Below are 21,976 nucleotides of genomic sequence, written 5' to 3' on the forward strand. Positions count from 1 at the left end.
CGGCGAGGTATGGATCCCGACCAAAGGCATGCCGGGATAGCTGGGTCGACGGATCACGCCGTTGCCGCACCCGTTGTTGGTTCCCGCACCCCTTGCAGGTCCATGTAGGGGGTGCGGGAGCCAACAGGGCGTGCGTAAACCGGCCGCGTTAGCTGCACTGTCTGGCGGGGTGTCAGACCGCTCCGGCGGCGAGGGCGGACCGCCAGCCGCCGTGCTCGCTGATGTCCTTGGCGGCGGCTGCGGCGGCGGGGTCGCAGCTGAAGGCGGTTACCCAGGTGCCGTCGTCGAGTTCGACGGCGCCCAGTTGCATAGGTGCGGGGAGCGCGCTGAGGAAGCGGCCGAGGGCGGCGGGGGAGAGCACCCAGCGCTCACCGGCCACGGAGACTCCGGCCTCGCCGTCGGGGCGGCGGGTCACGGCCGGTTTCGGCGGCGTGGTGTCGAGCGCGCCCAGCCGGTAGCGCGGTGCGGTGCGAACGGGCCCGGCCCACCGGGCGCCGAGATCGGTGAGCTGATGTTCCAGCGGCTGCCCGCGCAGATGGGCACCGAAGACGACCAGCTCGTGCACGGGCGCCACCCGAGACGGCCATGCCGGGTCGGCCGGTTCCGCAAAGCCCTTGTCGCCGTGGGAAATCAGAGACGCGATATCCAACGCGACGGCGTCCTCGAAGGCGCGGGCGAAAACGGTGACACCGAACTGCGCGTCCCCCGCGGTGCCCGCCGGTACCGCGACGGCGCACAGATCGAACAGATTGCAGAAGTTCGTATAGGTCCCGACCCGGGAGTTCACGCCGATCGGATCGGCCGCCACCTCGGCGATGGTGGGATGCAGCGGGGCGGTCGGCGCGAGCAGGGCGTCGGCCCCGGCGAGGCTCGCCATGGCCCGGCCGCGCAGCCGTTGCAACTCGGCGAGGTCCGATACCAGCCGATGCGCGGGAATGTCGCGGGCCGCCCGAATGATCGCCGCGACGGTCGGGTCGACCGCATCCGGGTGCTCGTCGACGAATTCACCGACCGCGGAATACCTTTCGGCGACCAGGGCACCGCCGTACAGCAGCCGCGCGGCTGCCAGAAACGGCTCCGGGTCGACGGTCACGATGCGCGCGCCCCGCTCCCGCAGTGTCGCCACGGTGTGCTCGAAAGCCTTGTGCCACAGCGGGTCCAGATCACCCAGCGAATCGAACACCGCGACAGTGGGTTCCGGCGGGGCGGCCAGCCGGGTATCACACGGCCAGGCGCGGTCGGAGGCGGTGGCCAGCGCGCTCATGGCCCGATTCGCCAGGGGCAGATCCGCGGCGAAGATCGTGACGCAGTCGTAGGAGCGGCAGGCGGGCACGACACCCTCGGTGCTGATCGCTCCGACGGTCGGCTTGATTCCGACGATCCCTTGGAAGGCGGCCGGGACCCGTCCCGATCCCGCCGTGTCGGTCCCGATCGCGATATCCGCCTCGCCCAGCGCCACCGCCACCGCGGACCCCGAACTCGAACCACCGGACACGAATTCGGGACGCAGCGCGTTGGGGACCACGCCGTACGGCGATCGCGTCCCGACCAGGCCGGTGGCGAACTGATCGAGATTGGTCTTCCCGACCACCACGGCCCCGGCCGCGCGCAGCGCCGCCACGGCGGGCGCATCGTGGCCCGGAACGTACGCGTACTCGGGACAGCCTGCGGTCGTGGGGATTCCGGCCACGTCCACATTGTCCTTCACCGCCAGCCGCAACCCGGCGAGCGGCCCGCGTGCCTGTGCGATCTCGGCAGCAACCTGTTCATCGGGCCGTCTGTGAATCCATACGCTCATGTGCTTCTCCTATGCTGTTCGTCGCTGGCCTACGTGCGGGCCGAGCGCACCGGTTCGCCGGTCTGTCACTGAGTATCGGGAATCACAGTCATCGCCCCGCCCCCGTCAGCTCACCCGCCGCATGCCAGGAATTGCGCTCGGCGGCAAAGGCTTCCGACTGTCGGGCACGGAACTCGGCGATGGTCGGGGCATTGCTCTCGAGGAACGACCGGTGATCGGCGAGCCGGAACTCACCGTCCTCGGCGTCCGAACGGCCCCGTCCCGCGGCCACATCGGCGCGCAGGTCCAGCAGTTCGTCGGCCGAGACCGGATACCAGCGAATACGGTCGAAATACCGTAGCAGCCAGGGATTTTCACTCACCTCTCCCGTACGGCGCGATTCGCCGAAGGACCGGTGATTCCATACCTGGGTGGTCCGGCCGACGAATTGGTACCCACCGGGTCCCTCCATACCGTAGATGCACAGGTACGCGCCGCCGATCCCCACCGCATTCTCCGGAGTCCAGGTGCGGGCCGGGTTGTATTTGGTGGTGACCAGGCGGTGGCGCGGGTCGGTCGGGGTGGCGACCGGTGCGCCCAGGTACACGTCGCCGAGCCCGAGCACCAGGTACTCGGCGGCGAACACGGTGTCGAAAACCTCTTCTACGCAGGACAATCCGTTCATCCGGCGAATGAACTCGATATTCCAGGGGCACCACGGCGCATCGGCCCGCACGCCGTGCATGTACCGGGTGATGGCCTCGCGGGTCGCCGGATCGTCCCAGGACAGCGGCAGCCGCACGGTGCGGCTGGGCACCACGAGCTCGTCGGAGGGCGGCAGCGCCGACTCGGCCTCCGCCAGCAGGGCGAGCAGTTTCACCGTCGGCAGCCGGTCCGGATCGGTGCGGACCTGCAGCGACCGCACGCCGGGAGTCAGCTCGGTGATTCCCGGTTCGCGCCGTTGCAGCAGATGCTGGTGCAGCGCGTGCACCCGCGCCCGCAAGCCGAGGTCCAGTGTCATATCGCCGTATTCGACGAGCACACCGTCGTCGCCTTGACGCCTGTAGGTGACCGCGGTGGTGTCGTCCGCCTCGCCGCGGGCCAGCACACCGTCGTCGCCGTCCCCGCCGGTCGACAGCACGAACGGCTAGCCCGCACGCCGGGCGGGCCCGAGCGCGCGCGGGGAGGCGGCGCGATCGGCCCGCACCGCGACGAATCGCACCGCATCACCGGGGGTCAGCTGCCCGAGCTTCCATCGGTCGGCGGCGACGACGGTGACCGGGCAGACGAACCCGCCGAGGCTCGGGCCGTCGGGACCCAGCAGAATCGGGGTGTCACCGGTGAAGTCCAGTGCGCCAACGGAGTACGCGTTGTCGTGAATATTGGACGGATGCAAACCTGCCTCGCCGCCGTCGGCGCGCGCCCACTGCGGCTTCGGCCCGATCAGCCGCACCCCCGTGCGATCGGAGTTGAAATGCACCTCGTAGTCGGTGCCGAGAATGGTGTCGAAGTCGTTGCGGGTGAAGAACTCCGGCGCCCCGTGCGGTCCCTCGGTGACGGCCAGTTCCCACCGGCGGGCGAAAACCGGCTGCTCCTCCGTCGGGACCGCGGCGGCAATCCGCCCGTGCGCGCGGCCGACCGGCAGGACATCCCCGGCCCGCAGCGCGTTCCCGGTATCGCCGCCGAACCTTCCCAGCGTGAAAGTGGCTGCGCTGCCGAGATATTCGGGCATGTCGATACCCCCGGCGACGAGGACATAGCACCGCATCCCCGGCCCGGCGACCAGCCCGATGTCCAGCACCCCACCGGCGGGCACCTCGACGGGCCGCCACTGCGGCACGGCGACACCGTCGACGGCGACCGGGGCCGGGGCGCCCGTCACGCACACCCAGGTCGGTGCCGAGAACCGCAGCGCCGGACCACCCAGCGTGCACTCGAGCCCCGGCGCACCCTCGACATTGCCGACCGCCCGATTCCCGAGCCGGAACGACAGATCGTCCATGGGCCCCGAGGGCGGCACGCCCACATGCCAGTACCCGATCCGCCCCGGCCAGTCCTGCACGGTCGTCATCATCCCCGGCCGCACGACCTCGAATTCGGCGCCGCCGGTCATGAGCGCGTCACGACCATGCGCACCGGCGTCGGGTCGAATCCGTTGCAGGGGTTGTTGATCTGCGGGCAGTTCGACACCAGCACCAGGGTGTCCCGCTCGGCGCGCAGTGTGACCTTCTTGCCGGGCGCCGACAGCCCGTCGACGATGCCGAGGGTGCCGTCGGCCTCCACCGGGACGTTCATGAACCAGTTGATATTCGATACCAGATCCCGTTTCCCCAGACCCCACTTCAGGGCCTCGGTCAGGAAGTTCTCCACGCAGGCGTGCTGGTGGCGGGTGTGATGGCCGTAGCGCAGCGTATTCGACTCCTGTGAACAGGCGCCCGCGACGGTGTCGTGGTTGCCGACCTCGTCGGCGATCACGGTCATGAGTGCCGCACCCGAATCCGTGCGCAGCACGCTGCCGGTGGTGAGGAAGATGTTGCGCTGCGCGGCGACGGTGGCCTGCGCGCTGTAGCGGTCGCTGTGATCCGCGGCCGAATACAGCAGGCAGTCCACGGCCTGATTGCCGTGCAGGTCGATGATCTCCAGCCGGTCCCCGGCCGCGACCACCGCCGACCACGGCGCCCGGGCGGGGACGGTCTCGTCCCGGACGACAGTGCCCGCGAGGGCGCCGGATCCGTTCGCTGCCTTGTTCACGAGTACACCTCCGGGGTGAGTGCGGCGTGCCAGGCCCGCTCGGTGTTCTCCACGGCACGCAGGTATTCGGGATCGGTGTTGTGTTGCCGCGCAAGCTCTTCCGGCGCCCTCCAGGCGACGATGTCGAGATCGGTCGGGGGAGTGGAATCGAGCGGATGCGCGGCATTGGCGATCAGTAGTGTCACCGGCAGGTGCGTCAGCAGATCGACCGCCGCCCCCGCGCCCGCCCCGCCCGACACCACCAGGCCGCCGTCGGATTCGACCCGCACACCCCGGAAGAACGACACCGTCGGGCCGATATCCCGCGGTGCCAGACCATGTTTCGCACCGGCCAGCCGCAATGCCTGTCGCGCCGCCGCGCTCGGTCCGCACAGCGCGTCGTGCCGCCGCGACGAGTCGGCGACCACGGTCGCCAGCACGCGCCCCTGATCCGAGAGCAGCGGATGCCCCGCACCGAGGTACGCCTGCCACGGCACCTTCACCGTATCGGCGACATTCAGTCGCTCCCAAGGCGATTCGGACCGCACCAGCAGGACGTGCGCGCACGCCGCGCCGTCCGGATCCCGCAGCCGCACCCGGGTGCCGCGGCCCAGCACCACATTCGCGTACCCATCGGCGGGAAGCCGCTGTGCGAAGGTGATTTTCGCGGAGTCGACGTCCCCGGGGAGGTCGGGTCCGTCGATCGCCGCCCCGGCCGCCTGGGCGCGGGCATGGTCGCGCGCCCCGGTGGTCGATGCCGTACTTGTCATCAGAATTCCCTTCTCGAAAGATGTATCGACGCCCCGCCGGTCCGGGACCTGCGGAATCCCCGGGGCCGGGGCGGCTCACCACCACGGCCCGCCCACGCCATCCGCCGTCGACTACGGCGGCGATCAACGGGGGGCACGCACGGATGCCCCACGTCGTTCGACCGCTTCATCGATCAACAGGGCGAGCACGGGACGCCCAGCGCCGTCGGACCGTCTCAGCGATCAGCAGGGCGAGTGCAGGACGCCCGAATATGGTGGGCCGCAACGATTTCGATACCTGCGTCACACGCTCGCCTGTCTCGGCCCGTCCGGAGGTGTTCCTCCGCAGCGCCTTCCGGAGCCTCGAGATCGCTTGTGCGGTGCGTCCTTCGGATGGTCGGTCGCGGGTGCCTCGCCGCTGGTCCATGGGGTATCGCCTCGGCGCTCAGGCGGGCTGGACTGCGGGAACGGACCGACGTGCCGGGCCGGTGGCCGATATCCGGTACACCACCATCCCGACCGCGACCGCCGCCGCGACGAAAAGCGGAGCGGCCCAGAGCATCCACCACGATCCACCGTCGGGTGCGTACACCTCCCGCCGCGGCCAGGCGAGGTTCACCGACATCGCGATACCCCACACCACCGCCAGCGCGTTCAGCGGAATCCCGAAGCGCCCCAGCGAGAACAGCCGCTCGGGCACCGCAGGATCGGCCGTCGGCCACCCGGTGATCCGGCGTATCAGCAGCGGCGCGGTGACCAGCAGGTAGGCCAGGTAGAACGTCACGATCCCGACGCTGGCGAGGGTCGCGAAGATCGCCGCATTGCCGAGATTGACCACCAGCAGCGCGATCCCGAGCACGCCGACCACGACGGCCGGAAGGATCGGAGTGCCGAAGCGCGGGTGCACGACCGACAGCCGACGCGCGAACGGCAGCTTTCCGTCGCGCGCCATCGAGAACAGCAGCCGCGAGGCGGCGGTCTGAATGGCCAGCGTGCAGACCAGGATCGCCACCGCGACGCACCCCAGCAGCACCTTGCCCGCGGGCGTGGACAGCTTCGCCGAGATCACATAGGCCAGGCCCTCGCTCGCGAGCCGACCGTCGTCGAGGCTGGGCGCGGCCATCAGCGCGCCGAGCAGCATCAGCACCCCGCCGATCCCGGACACGGTCAGCGCGCTGAGGATCGCCCGCGGTGCCACCCGGCGTGGATTCCTGGTCTCCTCGGAAAGCTCACCGGCGGAGCCGAATCCGACCATGACATAGGCGGCCATCAGCCCCGACACCAGGAACGCGGCCCAGTACGGCCCGGGCGCCGCGTGGCCGGTATCCAGCACCACCGACGGCCCGCGATCGGCATGGGTGAACAGCACGCCGACGGTGGCGAGCACACCGACGATCTCGACGGTGACTCCGACGGTGTTCAACCGCGACATCCAATCGATGCCGACCACGTTCACCGCGGTCGTCAGCATCAGCAGCACGCTGCCCAGCAGCACGGCGTTCATGGCCCCCGACCGCGAGGTCAGCGCCGTATCCTCGCCGACGATCTGGAATCCACTCCAGATCGACGGCAGCACCACCTGCAGCGCAATCGCCGCGGCGGCGGCCGTCAGGATCTGCGCGATGATCATCATCCAGCCCGCGAACCAGCCGATGGCCTCGCCCGCCAGCCGCCGCGACCACTGGTAGATCGATCCCGAGATCGGGTAGTGCGCGGCCAGTTCGGCGAAGTTCAGGGCCACCAGGAACTGCCCGGCGAACACGATCGGCCAGGTCCAGAAGAAGGCGGCGCCGCCGAATCCGTAACCGAAGCCGAAGAACTGGAAGATCGTGGTGAGGATGGAGACGAAGGAGAATCCGGCCGCGAAGGAGGCGTACCGGCCGAGCTTGCGGTGCAGGACGGGCTGGTAGCCGAATCGTTCGAGGTCGGCGCTGTCGGAACCGCCGGATTCGGCGGGCGGGGCAAGGGTGGTGGCCATGGGCGGGAGTCCTTCGGCGTCGTGGCCAATATCTATCGGGTGAAAGTTTTGCAATCGCGTGCGGCGCGGTGGTGACGTCGATGTATCGGTCCCGGGACGCCGGGTAACTTCTGTGTTGCCCAAGTTTCTGTCGTATGACAGAAATCTCACGGCCGCGGACGCGCCGAAATTCGGGATCGCCGATAGGCAAGAATGGAGCCGTGACGCAACTCGGACCCGGCCGACCGCGCCTCGAGCCGCGGCGTCGCCAGGGGCAGACGCCGCGCGCCGAGATCCTCGATGCCGCCGCGGAATTGTTCACCACCAAGGGTTATGCGAGCACCTCCACCCGCGGCATCGCCGATGCGGTGGGCATCCGCCAGGCCTCGCTGTATCACCACTTCGCCGCCAAGGACGACATCCTCGACGCGCTGCTGGACGAAACGGTCACCGGCCCACTGGAATTGGCGGGCAGGCTGCGCGCCGAACCGGAGTCCGCGCAGGTGCGACTGTATGCGCTGGCCTGGTTCGATGTCCGCCAATTGTGCGCGGCCCGATGGAATCTCGGCGCGCTGTACCTCTTGCCGGAGCTGCGTTCGGAGCGGTTCGAGGCATTCCGGCTGCGCCGCCAGGAGCTTCGCGGGCACTACGAACACCTGGCCGACGAGGTGATCGGCGCCGTCGGCGCGCCCCGGGTGAGCGGGGCGCGGGTGCTGCCCTTCCGGCTCGTGGAGAGCGTCATCAACATCCGCTCCGATGAGGGGGCATCGCCCGAATACGCCGAGCGGCTGATCCCCGACGCCGCGTTGCACATGTTGGGCTGGTCCGGTGACCAGGAAGCGATCCGCGCCGCAGCCGACAGTTTGCTGCAGCGCCTGGCCGGGTCCTGACCTGGCTGCCCGCTGCACCCGCCCGCATTTGGCGAATATCTGGCAAACGACTCGTAGACTGGATGGCGCACGAGGTTCTTCGACGGCATTCCCAGTCGACGGCGGGAGTTGTGCATGGTGGACGCGGGGCTCGATTCATCGCTGCAGCAGGACCGCAGGCGCTGGTTCGCGCTGGCGGCACTCGCGCTGGGCCTGGCCATGGTGGTTCTCGACAGCACCATCGTCGGTGTCTCGCTGCCGGTGATCATTCGCGACCTGGGTCTCGACTTCACCCAGGCGCAGTGGGTGACCAGCGTCTACGCGGTGGTGTTCGCCGCGCTGCTGATCACCGCGGGTCGCCTCGGCGACCGCTTCGGTCGGCGCAAGATCTTCGCCGCGGGCGTGGTGCTGTTCGTCGCCGGTAGCCTGCTGGCCGCCGCCGCGGACGATCCCTCGACGCTGATCTGGGGTCGCATCGTCCAGGGCATCGGCGGTGCGGGCGTGCTGCCGGGCACGCTGTCGACGGTCAACGCCGTCTTCCGCGGCCGCGACCGGATCATCGCCTTCGCGGTCTGGGGCTCGGTCATGTCCGGGGCGGCCGCCGTCGGGCCGCTGCTCGGCGGCTGGCTGACCACCAGTTTCACCTGGCCGTGGATCTTTCTGGTGAACCTGCCGCTCGGGCTGCTGGTGCTGGCCGGGATCGTGCTGTTCGTGCCGGAAACCCGGGCCGACACCCATGCGCACGGCCTGGACGTCGACGGATTCCTGCTCAGCGCAGCGGGTTTCGCGCTCGTGGTGTTCGCGCTCATCGAGGGCCAGACCTACGGCTGGTGGCAGCCGCTGCGTGAGTTCCACCTCTTCGGGCTGACCTGGTCCACCCGCGCCGCGAGTTCGCCGATTCCGCTCATGCTGGTGGTGGGTGTGGGGCTGCTGGTGCTGTTCGTGCTCTGGGAGCGGCATCGTGCGCACGTGAATCGCTCTGCGCTGCTGGATCTTTCGCTGTTGCGGATCCGAGGGTTCCGGTGGGGCAACACCGCCGCGTTCGCCGTGGCGCTGGGGGAGTTCGGCCTGCTGTTCGTCCTGCCGCTGTACATGGTGAACGTGCTCGGAATGTCCACGCTCCGAAGCGGTCTCGTGCTTGCCGCGATGGCCCTGGGCGCATTCCTGGCCGGTGCCGCTACCGAGAGGCTGGCGAAGTCGTTCGGCCCGGTGCGGATCGTGCGGATCGGCCTGGCGATCGAGGTGGTGGCCGTGGCGGTGACCGCGCTGTTCGTCTCGCCGGATGTCTCGCCGTGGCTGCTGGCGGTGCTGCTCGCCTGTTACGGCGTCGGGCTCGGCCTGGCCTCGGCGCAGCTCACCGGCACCGTGCTGGCCGATGTCCCGCCCGCGGCGTCCGGGCAGGGGGCCGCCACCCAGTCCACGGTGCGTCAGGTCGGCTCCGCCCTGGGCGCCGCGGTGCTCGGCGGGGTGCTCTCGGTATCGCTGGGGCGCATCCTGCCGAACCAGCTGGGAGAGGTGGACGGGCTGCCGGACCGCGCCGCCGGCGAGGTCGCGACCGCGACCCGCGAATCCGCCGGTGGCGCCATCACCGCGCTGCGCGACCACGACGGCACCCAGGAGGTCGTAGACGCCCTGTCCCGCGGATTCGCCGACGCCACCCGAATCACCATGCTCGCCGCCGCGGTATTCCTCCTGCTCGGCCTCCTGGCCGCCACCCGAATCCCGCTACGCGCCTCCGAAACCCCCGACGACCCACGCCCTTAGCCCGCCGCCCGCGTCCCTTATCTCGCACCCCCTGCGTGCTCGCGCACCCTCTACAGGACCCTGTAACCAGTGCGGGAACGAACAAACGGTGCGGGAATGGGGGCTACCAGTCGATGAGGCCGAGTTCGTGGAGGCGGTGGAAGACGAGCATGGAGCCGGGGGCTACGTGGGGCATGGATGCGTACTCGCCGACCGTGAAGTAGCGGAGTTCGGCGACCTCGCTGGTGGGGTGCGGGTCGCCGGTGAGGTCGGCGGTGAAGCACGTCATGTGCAGCGCGGTGCCCGGTGCGTGGCCGTACGCCTGGCATTCGAAGATGCCCAGTTTCCGGTAGGCGGAGACGCCGACGCCGAGTTCCTCGCGCACCTCCCGGTGCAGCGCCTGCTCGGGCGTCTCGCCGGGATCGATCTTCCCGCCCGCCATATAGAACACATCTTTCCCCGCCGACCGCGCCTGCAGCAGCCGACGATCCCGCACATGCGCCACGGCCGCTGTACGAATCACCACTCCACCTTCTTCCATTCCACCTGTGCGCCCCTCAACCCACCCGCCTGTTGTGGGCGCCGTCCTTGCGGGCACCGCGAGCTATAGGGCCCTGCCCTCTGCGTAGCACCAACTATTGTGGGGCCACCCCACCTATTGCGGGGCGCCGCCCCATTGCGGGGCCGCGCTACGCCGCCTATTGCGGGGGCGCTGCCGATTGTGGGCGCCGCCATTGCGGGGGCGCTGCCCATTGCGGGCGATGTCTATTGTGCGTCAGCGGGTGGGTGGGGCCAGTTTCCAATGCTCGTGCAGGGCCTCGGCGATCTCCGGAAGCACGGTGACCGGAACCCGCTTGTGGCGCAGCATCTTCCGCACCTCGGCCACCTGTTCGCGCTTGCGATGCTCGTAGGCGTTGGAGACCGGCCGCACCACCGGCGGAATGCTCAGCAGAATCAACTCACCGTGCGTCTCGTCCCCACCGGCCAGATCCAGCGCGAGCGACCACCGCGCCCGCTCGTCGAGCGCGAACCGCCCCGCCACCACCCGATCCCACTCGATGCTGTCCTCCGCCAACGGCGTCCGCCGATAAATGGCCTGCTCGGTGAGCACCACAGCATCCCGCCCGAACAACCTGACCAACAACGCCACCGCCACCACGCCCCCCACCAACAGCCCGGTGAACACCCGATTCACCCCGAACACCCCCACGATCAACCCACATACCGCGACAGTGGTGAACACTCCCAGACAGCTGTAGACCAGCGCCCGGCGCCCCGAAACCACTCCCGCCCGCACTCCGGTCATCGGCCCTCCTACCTACGCTGCGAGCAACCGTACCGGCTGCCTCGCCGTCTCGGCGAGGCATGCGACGACCAGCGACACACAGCGGGGCCGCACCGGAAAGCAGGACTCAGGCGCGTAGGGCGACCGCTGCCTCGGCCGTGTACACCAGGAAGGTCAGGCTTTGCTGGAAGTACAGCTGGACCGTGTCGGTGTCGTGGGATTGGTAGCCGATCGACAGGTCTTGGCCCAGTTGGAGGTCGAAGTCGCCGCCGCGGGTGGTGAGGACGAAGGCGCCGTCGATGGCCGGGGCCCAGATGATCTCGCCCTCGGGGATCAGGCGCTCGATGTGGGTGCGGATCGGATGGCCGTGGTCGGAGGTCTCGCTGACCTGGGTGTACAGGTCGGCACTCAGCAGCACCGAATACGGCCCGTCCACACCGGCCAGCCGCAGCTCGCTCAGCGCCTGCGCCACCGCCTCGGGCACCAGCCGGGGATCCGACGGCAGCGTGATCGGGGTATTGGAGGAGGCCGCCCGGATGCCGGTGATGTCGGCGGCCGGATAGCCCTCGAAAATGCTCCGGTCCTCGGCGAAGGCGATTCGCCGCGCGGCATCCTTCACCGGGTCCAGATCGGTGTCCTGGGCGCCGCGTTCGACGTTGTCGAGCTCCTCGCGCGACAGCGTGAACGGCACCCGCAACTCCACCAGCGGCGCCACCACCCGCTGCCGCACCTGCACACCCTCGTCGGGCGCGCTGATGGCGGTGGTGCGCCCCAGCCCGACCGCGGAATAGTCGGTGCCGTGCGGACCGGACAGGTCGACGACGCGGCGCCCGGCGATATGCCGCTTGAACGTGCGGGTCGCCTCCTCCTCGATCGCCGTCCATGCCTCGTCGGTGATCGGCGCGAGCTCGCGATGCAGGTTGTTCATGCTGCGTCCTTTCCGGTGTGCGCGGTGCCCTTCGTGAGTGCGGCCCGGTAATAGTCCAGGCCGCTCATACCCGATCCTGTGCCGCTCATACCCGACTCCCGCCGCTCATACCCGACTCCTTGCCCCTCATACCCGACTCTTTTTCAGGGTGCCGATTCCGAGGGAGCCGTCGCCCGTCGGTGCGGCGTCGGTCAGGGCACCCTCGTCGGCCGCCGGCTCCTCGTCGCCGGGCGGGCCCGGCGGGTCGTCCAGGAATTCGGTCGTGGGTGCGAAGAACAGGGTGCCGGTGACGGCGGTGGAGAAATCGAGAATGCGGTCGTACGCGGCCTCGTCGCTGCCGAGGAACATCCGCTCCAGCATCCGCTCGGTGACGCTGGGCGTGGCGGCGTAGGCGATGTAGTACGTGCCGAACTCGCCCGCCTGCACGCTGCCGAAGGGCATATTGGCGCGCACGATCTGGCGCTGGGTGCCGTCCGGGTCGTACAGCGTGTTGACCGCCACGTGCGAGTTCAGCGGCTTCTCCTCGTCGGAGAGTTCGTAGTCGCCCAGTTTGGTGCGGCCGATGACGCGCTCTTGCTCCTCCACCGACAGGGCGTTCCACGCGTCGAGGTCGTGCGTGTATTTCTGCACGACGACATAGCTGCCCCCGGCGAAGGCGGGATCCTCGGCGCCGACCAGCGCCGCCGCCGCGGCCTGCTGCCCCTCCGGATTCTCCGTGCCGTCGGCGAAGCCGAGCAGATCGCGCACCTCGAAGTAGCGGAAGCCGATGGTCTCGTCGACGATGGTGGCCGCCCCGCGCAGCCGGTTGCCGATCGCCATCGCCAGCTCGAAGCAGGCGTCCGGGGCCTCGGCCTTGATGTGGAACAGCAGGTCGCCGGGTGTCGCGGGGGCCTGGTGACGGTCGCCGGAGTAGCCCGGAAACTCGTGCAGCTCCGCGGGTTTCGGCCCGGCGAACAGGCGGTCCCACGCCGCGGAACCGATGCCCGCGCAGCAGCTGAGGTCGGCGCCGGGGACCCGGAACCCGACCGACCGGCGCAACCCGGACAGGTCGGCGAGCAGATCGCGAACGGCCGCTTCACCACCCTCGTCGATGGTGGCGACGAGGAAGGTCGCGGCCCGCGTGAGCGGATCGAGGATCGGCTGCGGCTCACCCATGATCTTCAGCGTACGGGGTGCCACCGACAGGATCGCCGAGGATTGCCCCGAGTCTGCTGTGATCTCGAGCGGCTCGCCGGTGGGGCGGCTATTTCGCGACGGTCAGCAGAAACGCCACGTCGTCGAGGGCCTTCACGCTGTGCCGGGCATCGGGGATGACCAGCAGGTCTCCGGGCGAGCCCTTCCACTCGTTGGCGCCGGAGAACAGGGTCAAGGTGCCGGTCAGCACCTGCAGCGTGGCCTCGCCCGGGTTCTCGTGCTCGGCCAGACTCTGACCCGCGGTCAGCGCGATCACGGTCTGACGGAGGCTGTGGGTGTGGCCGCCGTACAGCGTCTGAGAACTGCGTCCGCTCGTGGCGGTCGCGGCCAGTTTGAGTTGCTGGCGGGCCACCGCGGTCAGCGATTTCTTGTCCATGGACAACCTTTCACGGATCAGCCGAGAGCGGGCTGTGGTCGCGGGCTGAATAGTCGTGAGTATGCCGGACGGGTGCCACGGTCTCGGGCGTTTCGCCGTTGCGATTCGGTGTGGATGACGGCGCCGGTCTCAGCGGACGTAACGCGACCAGCGGTAACGCAGCCCGGATTTCGACTCGCGCCAGCCGCTGTCGGTGTCGATTCGCCAGCCGGATCCGATCGGCGGGGCATAGGCATCGCCCTCGACCCGCGTATCCACCGTGGTGACCTCGAGATCGGTGGCGTATTCCATTGCCGCGCGGTAGATTTCGCCGCCCCCCATGACCCAGATGGGATCGGCGTCGGCGAGCCGCAGGGCCTCTTCCACGGATCCCGCGCGTTCGGCGCTCGCGGCCGACCAGTCGGGCTGTCGCGTGACGACGATATTCCGCCGGTCGGGCAGCGGCCGGAAACGCTCGGGCAAAGAATCCCAGGTGCGCCGCCCCATCACCACCGGGTGGCCCAGCGTCACCTCCTTGAAGTGCGCCATATCCTCGGGCACCCGCCACGGGATCGCGTTGTCGGCACCGATGACGCCCGCGGGCGTCTGCGCCCAGATCAGCCCGATGCGGCTCATACCGCGACCGGTGCCTTGATGGCCGGATGATGCTGGTAACCCACGACTTTCACATCCTCGTAGGCGTAGTCGAACAGGGTCGGCGCCCGCCGCAGCTCCAGCTCGGGGAACGGATACGGCTCCCGCGCGAGCTGTTCGCGGACCTGTTCGACGTGGTTGTCGTAGATGTGGCAGTCGCCGCCGGTCCAGATGAAATCGCCGGGCTCGAGCCCGGCCTGCTGCGCCACCATGTGGGTCAGCAGCGCGTAGCTCGCGATATTGAACGGCACGCCGAGGAACAGGTCGGCGCTGCGCTGGTACAGCTGGCACGACAGCCTGCCGCCCGCGACATAGAACTGGAACAAGGCATGGCACGGCGCCAGCGCCATCTTGTCCAGCTCCGACACGTTCCACGCCGACACGAGCATGCGCCGCGAATCCGGATCGGTGCGCAGGGTGTGCAGGATCTGGGAGATCTGGTCGATGTGCGCGCCGTCGGGCGTCGGCCACGACCGCCACTGCACGCCGTACACCGGCCCCAATTCGCCGCTCGGATCGGCCCATTCGTCCCAGATCGTCACCCCGTGTTCGCGCAGCCACCCGATATTCGACTCGCCGCGCAGGAACCACAGCAGCTCGTAGACGATCGACTTCAGGTGCACGCGCTTGGTCGTGATCAGCGGGAATCCGGCCGACAGGTCGTAGCGCAGCTGATGGCCGAAGACGCTGCGGGTCCCCGTGCCCGTGCGGTCGGACTTCGGTGTCCCGGAAGCCAGCACCTGCCGCAGCAGATCCTCGTACTGGGTATCGCGAGAGCGGGCGCCGTCCATGACTGCCAAGTTAACGCATGGGACCGACTGGCAAGCTTGGGCATCGTGCAGCAGCTCTATGTGATCGGGATCGGCGCCGGGGATCCGACTCAGGTAACGGTGCAGGCCATCGAGGCCATGCGCCGCGTCGACGTCTTCTTCGTCATCGGCAAGGGCGACGCGAAACAGGAACTGGTCGAGGTGCGCACCGCGATCCTGACCGAACATCTCGACCGCCCGTACCGGATCGTGGAGATCGCCGATCCGCCGCGCGACCGCACCGTCACCGATCCGGACTACCGCGGGGTGGTCGAGGACTGGCACGAGCGGCGGGCGGCGCTGCTGGAGGAGGCGTTCGCGGGGACCGACGGCGTCGGCGGCATTCTGGTGTGGGGAGATCCGTCGCTGTACGACAGCACCCTGCGCATGGTGCGCCGGGTGCTCGACCGCGGTCGCGCGCGGTTCGACTACGAGGTCGTCCCGGGTGTCACGAGTGCGCAGGCGCTGGCCGCCCGGCATCGCATCGTGCTGCACGAGATCGGCGAGCCGGTGCACATCACCACCGGTCGGCGCCTGCGTGAGGACGGTGTGGCCCCGGGGGAGTCCACCCTGGTCATGCTCGACGGCGAGGGCTCGTTCACCAGCGTCCCCGGCGACGATCTGCACATCTGGTGGGGCGCCTACCTGGGCATGCCCGACGAAACCCTGATCGAGGGCCCGCTGCGGGCCGTCGAGGATCGAATCCTGCGGCGCCGCAGCGAACTCCGCGACGCGAAGGGCTGGATCATGGACATCTATCTCCTGCGCCGCGCCTGATTCCCGCGCCCTCGCGAATATGGCCGGAATCCGCCTGTACGAATCCGGATGCCGCGGTGAAACGAATCTCTTTCGAAGGCGGGGGTGTTCGATGAGGAGGTCGTCCATGGTAGTACGGAATCGACTCGCCGCGGAGAGATGGCTGAAGCGCACCGGCTCCGCGCTGGTGGTCGGCGCGGTACCACTGGCGCTGGTGCTGTCGGCGACCCCGGCCGCCGCCGATCCCGCGGGTGACACCGACACGATCGCGCAGCAGCCCGCCCCGCCGGGCGACCTTGCCGCCGTCGGTGCGGCGATCCTGCGCCTTCCCGCTCCGGCCGCGGCCCCGATCCCGGCGCCCGACAACACCATTCGCATCGGCTCGGTCGTCGTCGGTCGCCCCGACTTCATCGATCCGCAGACCACCACCCAGATCAACGACGCCGCCGCGAACGCCGAGGCCGGGCTCGCGCAGAGCCTCGACTCGGCCGGATTCGAGCCCGAGCGGTCCGATCGGATGGCCGCCGACACGCTCGGCGGCGCCGCCACCGGTGCGGCGGTGGGCGCGGTGGCCTCCGCTCCGCTCGCCGCGACCAGCGCGCTCGTCGGGAGCGTCGCCGGTCTCGTGGCCGGGGTGCCGTTCCTGCCGATCGGCCTGCTGATCGGCCCGGTGGTCGGCGCCCAGATCGGCGCCGCCGTGATCACGGTCCCCGCGGCCGCCGCCGGTGCCGCGATCGGCGCCGCCGCCGGTGCGATCGGCGGGTACGTGGCACCGCTGGCCGAGCCACCGGCCGTTCCGGCAGCCGAACCGGCCGCATAGTGATCACCCGCCGTGTCGGTGGTGGCCGGTAAGCTGCGGGGGTGCCCGAGTTACCGGAGATCGTGGCGCTCGAGCGGTTCTTGGCCGAGCACGCGGTGGGCGCGGTTGTCGGGCGGGTGGATGTCGCGGCGCTGAGCGTGCTGAAGACCTTCGACCCGCCGATCACCGCGCTATCCGGTCGTGACGTCACCGGCGCGGGGCACTGGGGCAAACACCTGGGCCTGCACTGCGGTGGCCTGTGGCTGATCACGCACCTGTCCCGGGGCGGCTGGCTGCGCTGGCTGGACGAGCCGAGCCCCAACCCGCCCAAGCCCGGCAAGGGTCCGCTGGCGCTGCGGGTGCACTTCTTCACCCCCGAGGGCGCCACCCCGGCATTCGATCTCACCGAGGCCGGTACCAAGAAGCGGCTCGCGGTCTGGGTGGTGGAGGATCCGAAGTCGGTGCCGGGCATCGCGCGCCTGGGCCCCGATGCGCTGGAGATCACCGAGGACCGGTTCGCGGAGATCCTGCGCGGCACCTCGCAGCGCCTCAAGACCGCGTTGACCGACCAGACGCTGTTAGCTGGCATCGGCAACGCCTACTCCGACGAGATCCTGCACGCCGCCAAACTTTCCCCGTTCGCCACCGCCGGGTCCCTCACCCCGGAGAAGTCGGCGCAGCTCTACGAGGCCATGCGCGCCATCGTCACCGATGCCGTGAACCGCTCGGTGGGCCAGGACGCGGCGCGGCTCAAAGGCGAGAAGCGCTCCGGCATGCAGGTGCACGCCCGGACGGGCCTCCCGTGCCCGGTCTGCGGCGATACCGTCCGCGAGGTCGCCTACGCCGACAAGTCGTTCCAGTACTGCCCCACCTGCCAGACCGGCGGCAAGATTCTCGCCGACCGTCGCATGTCCCGCCTGCTCAAGTAGCCCGCTCACTGCAGCGCGGGAACCCGAACCCCTTCCCAGGCAAGACGTTTGGCCTTCTCCGGATCGACCTCGACCCGCGCCGGATGGTCGATGATCCGCGTGCTGCGCCGCTGTTCGGTGTATTCCGGCCACGAGTCGAGGGGCTTGCCGGTGCGGGCGAACGACAGCCAGTTGTCCTGGAATTCCTCCTGTACCGCACGGAATCCCCGATATCCGCCCGCCGCGGTCAACGCCCGCCCGACCGGCGTGTCGACGCCGCCGAATACGGGGATCAGATCCAGCGCGTGGGTGGCCGAGAACCCGGCCGCCTGCACCACGCGCGGTGCGTAGTCGAAGCGGTAGGCATACGCGGGCGCGTGTCGGCTGTGCCCCTCCAGCACGGCGATGGTCGGCCGCCAGAACACGAAGTCACCGCCCATGCGCACCGCCACCCTTCGCGCCGGATAGCCGGGATAGGCTGCGACGACCCGCTTTTCGAGCTCGGCGTCGCCGCAGCGCGACAGCGCGGTGTGCAGCTGCCCCGGGGTGGTGGGCAGCGTGCGATCGAAGCGCTGGAACAGCGTCCCCTCGTCACGATTGGTGCCGATGATGAGCGGGACGGCGTGCGCGCTGCCGTCGGCGAACGCGTCGATCGGCGCACGCGGCAGATAGTCGCCGTCCACGACCGGGGCCGCGGGGAAGCTACCGGGCTGCTCCCACAGCACCTTTCCGATGGCCCGATCCACACCCTTGCGAATATCGTTGGCGCCCATCGTGGTCAGCGCGGTCGCGGCGTCCTCCGCATCGATCCCGAGGCCCTGCAGGCACTGCCGTGCGAAGGCCCGCGCCTCGGTCGCCGTCATCGCCCAGTCGGCGGGCGCGCTCTGGGCGATGCCGCGCTGGAACAGCCCCGCCGCCGCGGGCGTGGCCAGCAGGCTCACCACCGCGTGCGCGCCGGCCGATTCGCCGAATATGGTGACATTGCCGGGATCTCCGCCGAACGCGGCGATATTGCGCTGCACCCACCGCAACGCCGCCACCTGATCGCGCAATCCCAGATTCGACTCGAACGGCCTTGTCGCGGTGGAGAATTCACTGAAGTCGACGTAGCCGAAGGCGCCGAGGCGATAGTTCAGCGATACCACGATCACATCGCCGCGCAACGCCAGCCGCGCCCCCGAATACAGCCGGAGCGCGGAGGTCCCGAGCACGTAGCCGCCGCCGTGGATGAACACCATGACCGGCCGCGGCGCCGACGACGGCGCGGCCGGGGCGACGACGTTCAGCGTCAGGCAGTCCTCGTCGGTCGGCTGGGACCGCCGCGGACCGAGCCGCGCTCCGTCTCGATGCTGCATGGCCGCGAATCCGAACGAGGTGGCCTCGCGGACACCGGACCAGGGCCGCACCGGCTGCGGTGCACGGAACCGTAGCTCACCGACCGGGGGAGCGGCGTAGGGAATCGACCGCCAGCGCAGGACGCGGCGGCCACGATGGCCCCGGACAACGCCGTCGGCCGTCGTGATGTCTGTCGTTGCCACCATCAATAGATGGTAGCCGTTACTGCAGGTAACCCTCGACCTGCTTGGCGGAGTTGGCCTGCGCCTCGTCCGGGTTCTCGCCGCGATCGGTGCGGGCGCGCCGCTGCCGCAGCAGATCCCAGCACTGGTCGAGCATCACCTCGAGTTCGGCCAGCTGAGCGCGCTCCCGCTCCGGATCCAGCGCGCCCTCCTCGGACTTGGACCGCAGCTGATGCTCACGATCCACCAGTTCCTTGATGCGCGTGAGAATGTCCTGTTCGGTCATGGGCTCCATGCTACGGCCGTCGCCCGAACGCGGACCCGCACCGCGCCCGGCGGTCATCGGGCCGGGGGCGGGACGAGGGTGGTGCCGTCGGCCATCCGCGCGGTCGCGCCGACGGGCAGCACGGCGACGGCCTCGAACGGCTCGTCGTACGGGTTCCCCAGCCCGAACGAGGTGCCGGCCGGGATCACGACGGCATCACCGGCGGCGATCTCGTGGCGAACGCCGTCCAGCAGGGCGACGGCGCGACCGGCAACGGCCAGGACGACCTCCTCGCGGTCGAAGGAATGCTCGTCGGGCTCGACGCCCGGCTTGACGCGGGTGCGCCACACGCAGGTCTCCTTCGCGCCCCGGCTGGGGGAGGCCAGGCCGGTGAAGGTGACGTTGGGCAGGTCGAAGACGGGGGCGGTGGAGCCGTGGACCACAGGCATCGGGTGTAGCCTCTCATTACACAACCAAGGTTTACAACCATAGTTGTACAACTATGGTTGTCATTCGTCAAGCGCGCTGTCGACGGGAGATGTGGTGCACTTCGGGATACTGCTCGGTCTCGCCTTCAATCAGTTCGTGCACGAACTGCACGAGCATCTGGAGGACCGCGGATTCACCCGGCTCAAACCGACCTTCGGCTACGCGCTCAAAGTGCTTGCCGCCGAGCGCATGACGACCAGTGCGCTGGCGGCGAAGCTCCAGGTCACCCCGCAGGGCGCGGCCAAGACCGTGGAGGAGATGGTGGCGGCCGGATATGTCGAGCGCGTCGCCGATCCCGGCGATGCCCGGGTGAAGCTGCTCGTGCTCACCGAGCGCGCCCGCGACCTGCTGGCCGCCGGGTACGAATTCCACCGGGCCTTCGAGGGCGAACTCGCCGCCGAACTCGGCGACGAGTCGGTGGCCGCCGTGCGCAAGGTGCTCACCGCGATCGTCGAGCGTAGCGACTCGCCCGACGGTTTGGCGCGCACCTTGCGTCGGCTCTGACCCGTCGGCGTCAAAACCGTCACCGGCGCAGTGGATTCCGCCGCCTCCCGGGGTGTGCGTGCCAGCCAGGTGGCGATCACGATCACCAGTACGAACGCGAGCAGCGAGGTGCCGGTGCGTAATCCGTGGTACAGGTCCCAGCGGGCGAGGATGTCGGCGTAGTCGCCGGGTGTTCCCTCGGTGATCCACGCTCTGATCTGCCGGTTGATCGGCACGTTGCCGAACCGGGTGATCAGGAACGAGGCGACGACCAGCGATCCCGCCGTCGCCGCGAGCGCACGAACTCGGCCGCGGTGTAGTGCGGCCAGCACGAAGCAGCTCAGGGCCGCGACGGCCATCGTGATCTGCATGCTGATGCTGTTGTTCCGCATCAGCTCGGCGTGGAACTCCAGGCGCATCTGCAGGGGTACGCGGTGGAACGTGGGTGCGAGATTGACCAGGCCGTATCCGAAAGCGCCCGTGAGCAATCCGGTGGCGAGCAGCGCAAGGGCCTGGATGTAATGTGCGCGCATGACGCCCCCGTGCTACTCGGCCGCGAGGGTTCGGGTGAGCTGATGGGAGCGCCGCATGCGGCCGTCCGGGGTGAACTCGCCGAACAGGTGGACCTCGGTGGTGAGCGCCTCCTTGCGCATGCGCGCGTGAATGGTCAGGCGGGCGGCGATGCGGTTGCCGTCGGCGAATGCCTCGTGCACATCGAATCGGTACTCCCGCAGGTTCTTTCGCACCGACCGCAGGTGGGCGGCCAGGCGGTCCCGGTCGATCCGGATGCCGTCGCTGATCTGGACGACGTCCGGGGTGTGGAAGCGGTCCACGATCGCGCCCGGATCGCTGCCGTCGTCGCGCACGGCCGCGTCGGTGAAGCCGGTGAGGAAGTCGGCGATGAACCGTTCCGGGGTGTGGGTCGGTGTGGGTCTCATGGCGCTCCAGCCGTAGAATTCTGACAACGCTGTAAACGTTATGCGGCCGGATCAACTTTGACAAGGGTGTAAGATTTTGACGAGTGGAGGGGAACCTCGGCGCCGCGCCGATGCCGAGCGCAGCCGGGCGGCCATCATCGACGCCGCGGCGCGATTGTTCGCGCAGCGGCCAGGGGCGGGGCTGGCCGCGGTCGCCGCGCAGGCGGGTGTGACGCGCCAAACCATCTACGCCCACTTCGCTTCTCGCGACGATCTGCTGGCGGCCGTCGTCGACCATGTCACCGATCGGACGATGGCGGCGATGAACGCCCTGGATCCGGACGAGGGCTCCGCGACCGACGCCCTGATGCGGATGCTCGAGGTCAGCTGGCGGGCCTTCGAGGAATATCCGGTGCTGTCGCGCGGGGAGCCCGTGCCGGGGGACGACCGCGCCCGCCACGTCCCCGTCGACGACCACCTGCAACGCCTCATCCGCCGCGGTCAGCGGACCGGCGAATTCGATCGCACCCTGAAACCCGACTGGCTGGCCACGTCGATCATCGCCCTGGGCCACGCCGCGGGGGAACAGGTGAAAGACGGGCGCATGACCACCCGAGCGGCGGAGAAAGCGTTGCGGGACAGCGTACTTCGACTGGTAGGCAGCAGTTCGAGCTAACCGGAGCCCGGTTCCGACGATATCCCCGGGCCCCGGGGGGGGGGGGGGGGGGGCGGGGGCGGGGGCGGGGCGGGGGGGGGGGGGGGGGGGGGGCGGGGGGGGGGGGGCGCGGGCCG

The 21,976-nt window shown here is 69.5% G+C and carries 22 protein-coding genes and 2 pseudogenes; 7 read left to right on the plus strand and 17 right to left on the minus strand.

The window, feature by feature from the left end:
• Positions 1-172: 172 nt before the first annotated feature.
• From atzF to QH290_RS11300, 5 genes and pseudogenes are all read right to left on the minus strand, one after another.
• Positions 173-1,798 carry an allophanate hydrolase gene (gene atzF / locus QH290_RS11280; protein ID WP_280382805.1) on the minus strand — a complete coding sequence of 542 codons (1,626 nt, stop codon included), beginning with the start codon at positions 1,796-1,798 and terminating at the stop codon, positions 173-175.
• An 88-nt stretch (positions 1,799-1,886) separates the two neighbouring features.
• Positions 1,887-3,890, minus strand: a pseudogene (locus QH290_RS11285) (5-oxoprolinase/urea amidolyase family protein).
• Entirely contained in the window at positions 3,887-4,528 is a 642-nt protein-coding gene (locus tag QH290_RS11290; protein WP_280382806.1) for an urea amidolyase associated protein UAAP2, read from the minus strand. Before QH290_RS11290 ends, QH290_RS11285 begins: the two are co-directional and overlap by 4 nt.
• Positions 4,525-5,277, minus strand: a complete 753-nt coding sequence (locus QH290_RS11295; protein ID WP_280382807.1) for a DUF1989 domain-containing protein — start codon at positions 5,275-5,277, stop codon at positions 4,525-4,527. Before QH290_RS11295 ends, QH290_RS11290 begins: the two co-directional genes overlap by 4 nt.
• A 424-nt stretch (positions 5,278-5,701) precedes the next feature.
• Positions 5,702-7,234 (minus strand): amino acid permease, encoded by a 1,533-nt coding sequence (locus QH290_RS11300; RefSeq protein WP_280382808.1) that lies wholly within the window; start codon positions 7,232-7,234, stop codon positions 5,702-5,704.
• A gap of 200 nt (positions 7,235-7,434) precedes the next feature.
• On the opposite strand from QH290_RS11300, the gene QH290_RS11305 reads away from it, so the two are divergent.
• Together QH290_RS11305 and QH290_RS11310 are read left to right on the plus strand one after the other, a co-directional pair.
• Positions 7,435-8,103, plus strand: coding sequence for a TetR/AcrR family transcriptional regulator (locus tag QH290_RS11305; RefSeq protein ID WP_280382809.1), 669 nt, complete (start codon positions 7,435-7,437; stop codon positions 8,101-8,103).
• Between the two features lie 114 nt (positions 8,104-8,217).
• A complete protein-coding gene (locus QH290_RS11310) occupies positions 8,218-9,846 on the plus strand; it encodes an MFS transporter (protein WP_280382810.1) in 1,629 nt (542 codons plus the stop codon).
• Positions 9,847-9,949: 103 nt separating this feature from the next.
• Here the strand turns inward: QH290_RS11310 and QH290_RS11315 are convergent, their stop codons facing one another.
• From QH290_RS11315 to QH290_RS11345, 7 genes are all read right to left on the minus strand, one after another.
• Complete coding sequence (locus QH290_RS11315; protein ID WP_425303584.1) at positions 9,950-10,366, minus strand: NUDIX hydrolase; 417 nt, start codon at positions 10,364-10,366, stop codon at positions 9,950-9,952.
• A gap of 234 nt (positions 10,367-10,600) precedes the next feature.
• Positions 10,601-11,131 carry a hypothetical protein gene (locus QH290_RS11320; RefSeq protein ID WP_280382812.1) on the minus strand — a complete coding sequence of 177 codons (531 nt, stop codon included), beginning with the start codon at positions 11,129-11,131 and terminating at the stop codon, positions 10,601-10,603.
• A gap of 106 nt (positions 11,132-11,237) precedes the next feature.
• Positions 11,238-12,038 (minus strand): family 1 encapsulin nanocompartment shell protein, encoded by an 801-nt coding sequence (locus QH290_RS11325; protein ID WP_280261648.1) that lies wholly within the window; start codon positions 12,036-12,038, stop codon positions 11,238-11,240.
• Between the two features lie 126 nt (positions 12,039-12,164).
• Positions 12,165-13,193, minus strand: coding sequence for a Dyp-type peroxidase (locus QH290_RS11330; protein WP_280261649.1), 1,029 nt, complete (start codon positions 13,191-13,193; stop codon positions 12,165-12,167).
• Between the two features lie 88 nt (positions 13,194-13,281).
• Entirely contained in the window at positions 13,282-13,608 is a 327-nt protein-coding gene (locus QH290_RS11335; protein ID WP_280261651.1) for a cupin domain-containing protein, read from the minus strand.
• A gap of 129 nt (positions 13,609-13,737) precedes the next feature.
• Positions 13,738-14,223: a dihydrofolate reductase gene (locus QH290_RS11340; protein WP_280261653.1), complete on the minus strand. Its 486-nt coding sequence runs from the start codon at positions 14,221-14,223 to the stop codon at positions 13,738-13,740.
• Positions 14,220-15,032 carry a thymidylate synthase gene (locus tag QH290_RS11345; RefSeq protein WP_280261655.1) on the minus strand — a complete coding sequence of 271 codons (813 nt, stop codon included), beginning with the start codon at positions 15,030-15,032 and terminating at the stop codon, positions 14,220-14,222. The genes QH290_RS11340 and QH290_RS11345 overlap by 4 nt, the downstream gene beginning before the upstream one ends.
• A 45-nt stretch (positions 15,033-15,077) precedes the next feature.
• On the opposite strand from QH290_RS11345, the gene cobF reads away from it, so the two are divergent.
• The 3 genes from cobF (at position 15,078) to QH290_RS11360 (ending at position 17,534) form a co-directional block, all read left to right on the plus strand.
• Entirely contained in the window at positions 15,078-15,827 is a 750-nt protein-coding gene (gene cobF, locus QH290_RS11350) for a precorrin-6A synthase (deacetylating) (protein ID WP_280261657.1), read from the plus strand.
• Between the two features lie 106 nt (positions 15,828-15,933).
• Positions 15,934-16,626 (plus strand): hypothetical protein, encoded by a 693-nt coding sequence (locus QH290_RS11355; RefSeq protein ID WP_280261659.1) that lies wholly within the window; start codon positions 15,934-15,936, stop codon positions 16,624-16,626.
• Between the two features lie 41 nt (positions 16,627-16,667).
• Positions 16,668-17,534 (plus strand): Fpg/Nei family DNA glycosylase, encoded by an 867-nt coding sequence (locus tag QH290_RS11360; RefSeq protein ID WP_280382813.1) that lies wholly within the window; start codon positions 16,668-16,670, stop codon positions 17,532-17,534.
• Between the two features lie 5 nt (positions 17,535-17,539).
• On the opposite strand, the gene QH290_RS11365 is transcribed toward QH290_RS11360, so the two are convergent.
• Genes QH290_RS11365 through QH290_RS11375 form a run of 3 tightly spaced genes read right to left on the minus strand, consistent with a single transcriptional unit; the run spans position 17,540 to position 19,744 of the window.
• Positions 17,540-19,054: a carboxylesterase/lipase family protein gene (locus tag QH290_RS11365; RefSeq protein ID WP_280261663.1), complete on the minus strand. Its 1,515-nt coding sequence runs from the start codon at positions 19,052-19,054 to the stop codon at positions 17,540-17,542.
• A 16-nt stretch (positions 19,055-19,070) separates the two neighbouring features.
• Entirely contained in the window at positions 19,071-19,316 is a 246-nt protein-coding gene (locus tag QH290_RS11370) for a DUF2630 family protein (RefSeq protein ID WP_280261664.1), read from the minus strand.
• Between the two features lie 53 nt (positions 19,317-19,369).
• Positions 19,370-19,744 carry a cupin domain-containing protein gene (locus QH290_RS11375; RefSeq protein WP_280261666.1) on the minus strand — a complete coding sequence of 125 codons (375 nt, stop codon included), beginning with the start codon at positions 19,742-19,744 and terminating at the stop codon, positions 19,370-19,372.
• A 94-nt stretch (positions 19,745-19,838) separates the two neighbouring features.
• On the opposite strand from QH290_RS11375, the gene QH290_RS11380 reads away from it, so the two are divergent.
• Positions 19,839-20,288 carry a MarR family winged helix-turn-helix transcriptional regulator gene (locus QH290_RS11380; protein ID WP_280261668.1) on the plus strand — a complete coding sequence of 150 codons (450 nt, stop codon included), beginning with the start codon at positions 19,839-19,841 and terminating at the stop codon, positions 20,286-20,288.
• A 98-nt stretch (positions 20,289-20,386) separates the two neighbouring features.
• Here QH290_RS11380 and QH290_RS11385 read toward each other — a convergent pair.
• Together QH290_RS11385 and QH290_RS11390 are read right to left on the minus strand one after the other, a co-directional pair.
• Positions 20,387-20,800, minus strand: a pseudogene (locus tag QH290_RS11385) (anthrone oxygenase family protein); the annotation flags it as partial.
• A 12-nt stretch (positions 20,801-20,812) separates the two neighbouring features.
• Positions 20,813-21,205 carry a nuclear transport factor 2 family protein gene (locus QH290_RS11390; protein ID WP_280382814.1) on the minus strand — a complete coding sequence of 131 codons (393 nt, stop codon included), beginning with the start codon at positions 21,203-21,205 and terminating at the stop codon, positions 20,813-20,815.
• A gap of 76 nt (positions 21,206-21,281) precedes the next feature.
• On the opposite strand from QH290_RS11390, the gene QH290_RS11395 reads away from it, so the two are divergent.
• Positions 21,282-21,860: a TetR/AcrR family transcriptional regulator gene (locus tag QH290_RS11395; RefSeq protein WP_280261672.1), complete on the plus strand. Its 579-nt coding sequence runs from the start codon at positions 21,282-21,284 to the stop codon at positions 21,858-21,860.
• The last annotated feature ends 116 nt before the right edge of the window (positions 21,861-21,976 follow it).

This window comes from Nocardia wallacei (assembly GCF_029869545.1).
GTDB lineage: Bacteria > Actinomycetota > Actinomycetes > Mycobacteriales > Mycobacteriaceae > Nocardia > Nocardia wallacei_A.

Coding starts and splice junctions, on each gene's coding strand:
- atzF (WP_280382805.1), bottom strand. CDS start 1,798: ATGAGCGTATGGATTCACAGACGGCCCGATGAACAGGTTGCTGCCGAG.
- QH290_RS11295 (WP_280382807.1), bottom strand. CDS start 5,277: ATGACAAGTACGGCATCGACCACCGGGGCGCGCGACCATGCCCGCGCC.
- QH290_RS11300 (WP_280382808.1), bottom strand. CDS start 7,234: ATGGCCACCACCCTTGCCCCGCCCGCCGAATCCGGCGGTTCCGACAGC.
- QH290_RS11310 (WP_280382810.1), top strand. CDS start 8,218: ATGGTGGACGCGGGGCTCGATTCATCGCTGCAGCAGGACCGCAGGCGC.
- QH290_RS11315 (WP_425303584.1), bottom strand. CDS start 10,366: ATGGAAGAAGGTGGAGTGGTGATTCGTACAGCGGCCGTGGCGCATGTG.
- QH290_RS11320 (WP_280382812.1), bottom strand. CDS start 11,131: ATGACCGGAGTGCGGGCGGGAGTGGTTTCGGGGCGCCGGGCGCTGGTC.
- QH290_RS11325 (WP_280261648.1), bottom strand. CDS start 12,038: ATGAACAACCTGCATCGCGAGCTCGCGCCGATCACCGACGAGGCATGG.
- QH290_RS11330 (WP_280261649.1), bottom strand. CDS start 13,193: ATGGGTGAGCCGCAGCCGATCCTCGATCCGCTCACGCGGGCCGCGACC.
- QH290_RS11335 (WP_280261651.1), bottom strand. CDS start 13,608: ATGGACAAGAAATCGCTGACCGCGGTGGCCCGCCAGCAACTCAAACTG.
- QH290_RS11340 (WP_280261653.1), bottom strand. CDS start 14,223: ATGAGCCGCATCGGGCTGATCTGGGCGCAGACGCCCGCGGGCGTCATC.
- QH290_RS11345 (WP_280261655.1), bottom strand. CDS start 15,032: ATGGACGGCGCCCGCTCTCGCGATACCCAGTACGAGGATCTGCTGCGG.
- QH290_RS11355 (WP_280261659.1), top strand. CDS start 15,934: ATGGTAGTACGGAATCGACTCGCCGCGGAGAGATGGCTGAAGCGCACC.
- QH290_RS11365 (WP_280261663.1), bottom strand. CDS start 19,054: ATGGTGGCAACGACAGACATCACGACGGCCGACGGCGTTGTCCGGGGC.
- QH290_RS11370 (WP_280261664.1), bottom strand. CDS start 19,316: ATGACCGAACAGGACATTCTCACGCGCATCAAGGAACTGGTGGATCGT.
- QH290_RS11375 (WP_280261666.1), bottom strand. CDS start 19,744: ATGCCTGTGGTCCACGGCTCCACCGCCCCCGTCTTCGACCTGCCCAAC.
- QH290_RS11390 (WP_280382814.1), bottom strand. CDS start 21,205: ATGAGACCCACACCGACCCACACCCCGGAACGGTTCATCGCCGACTTC.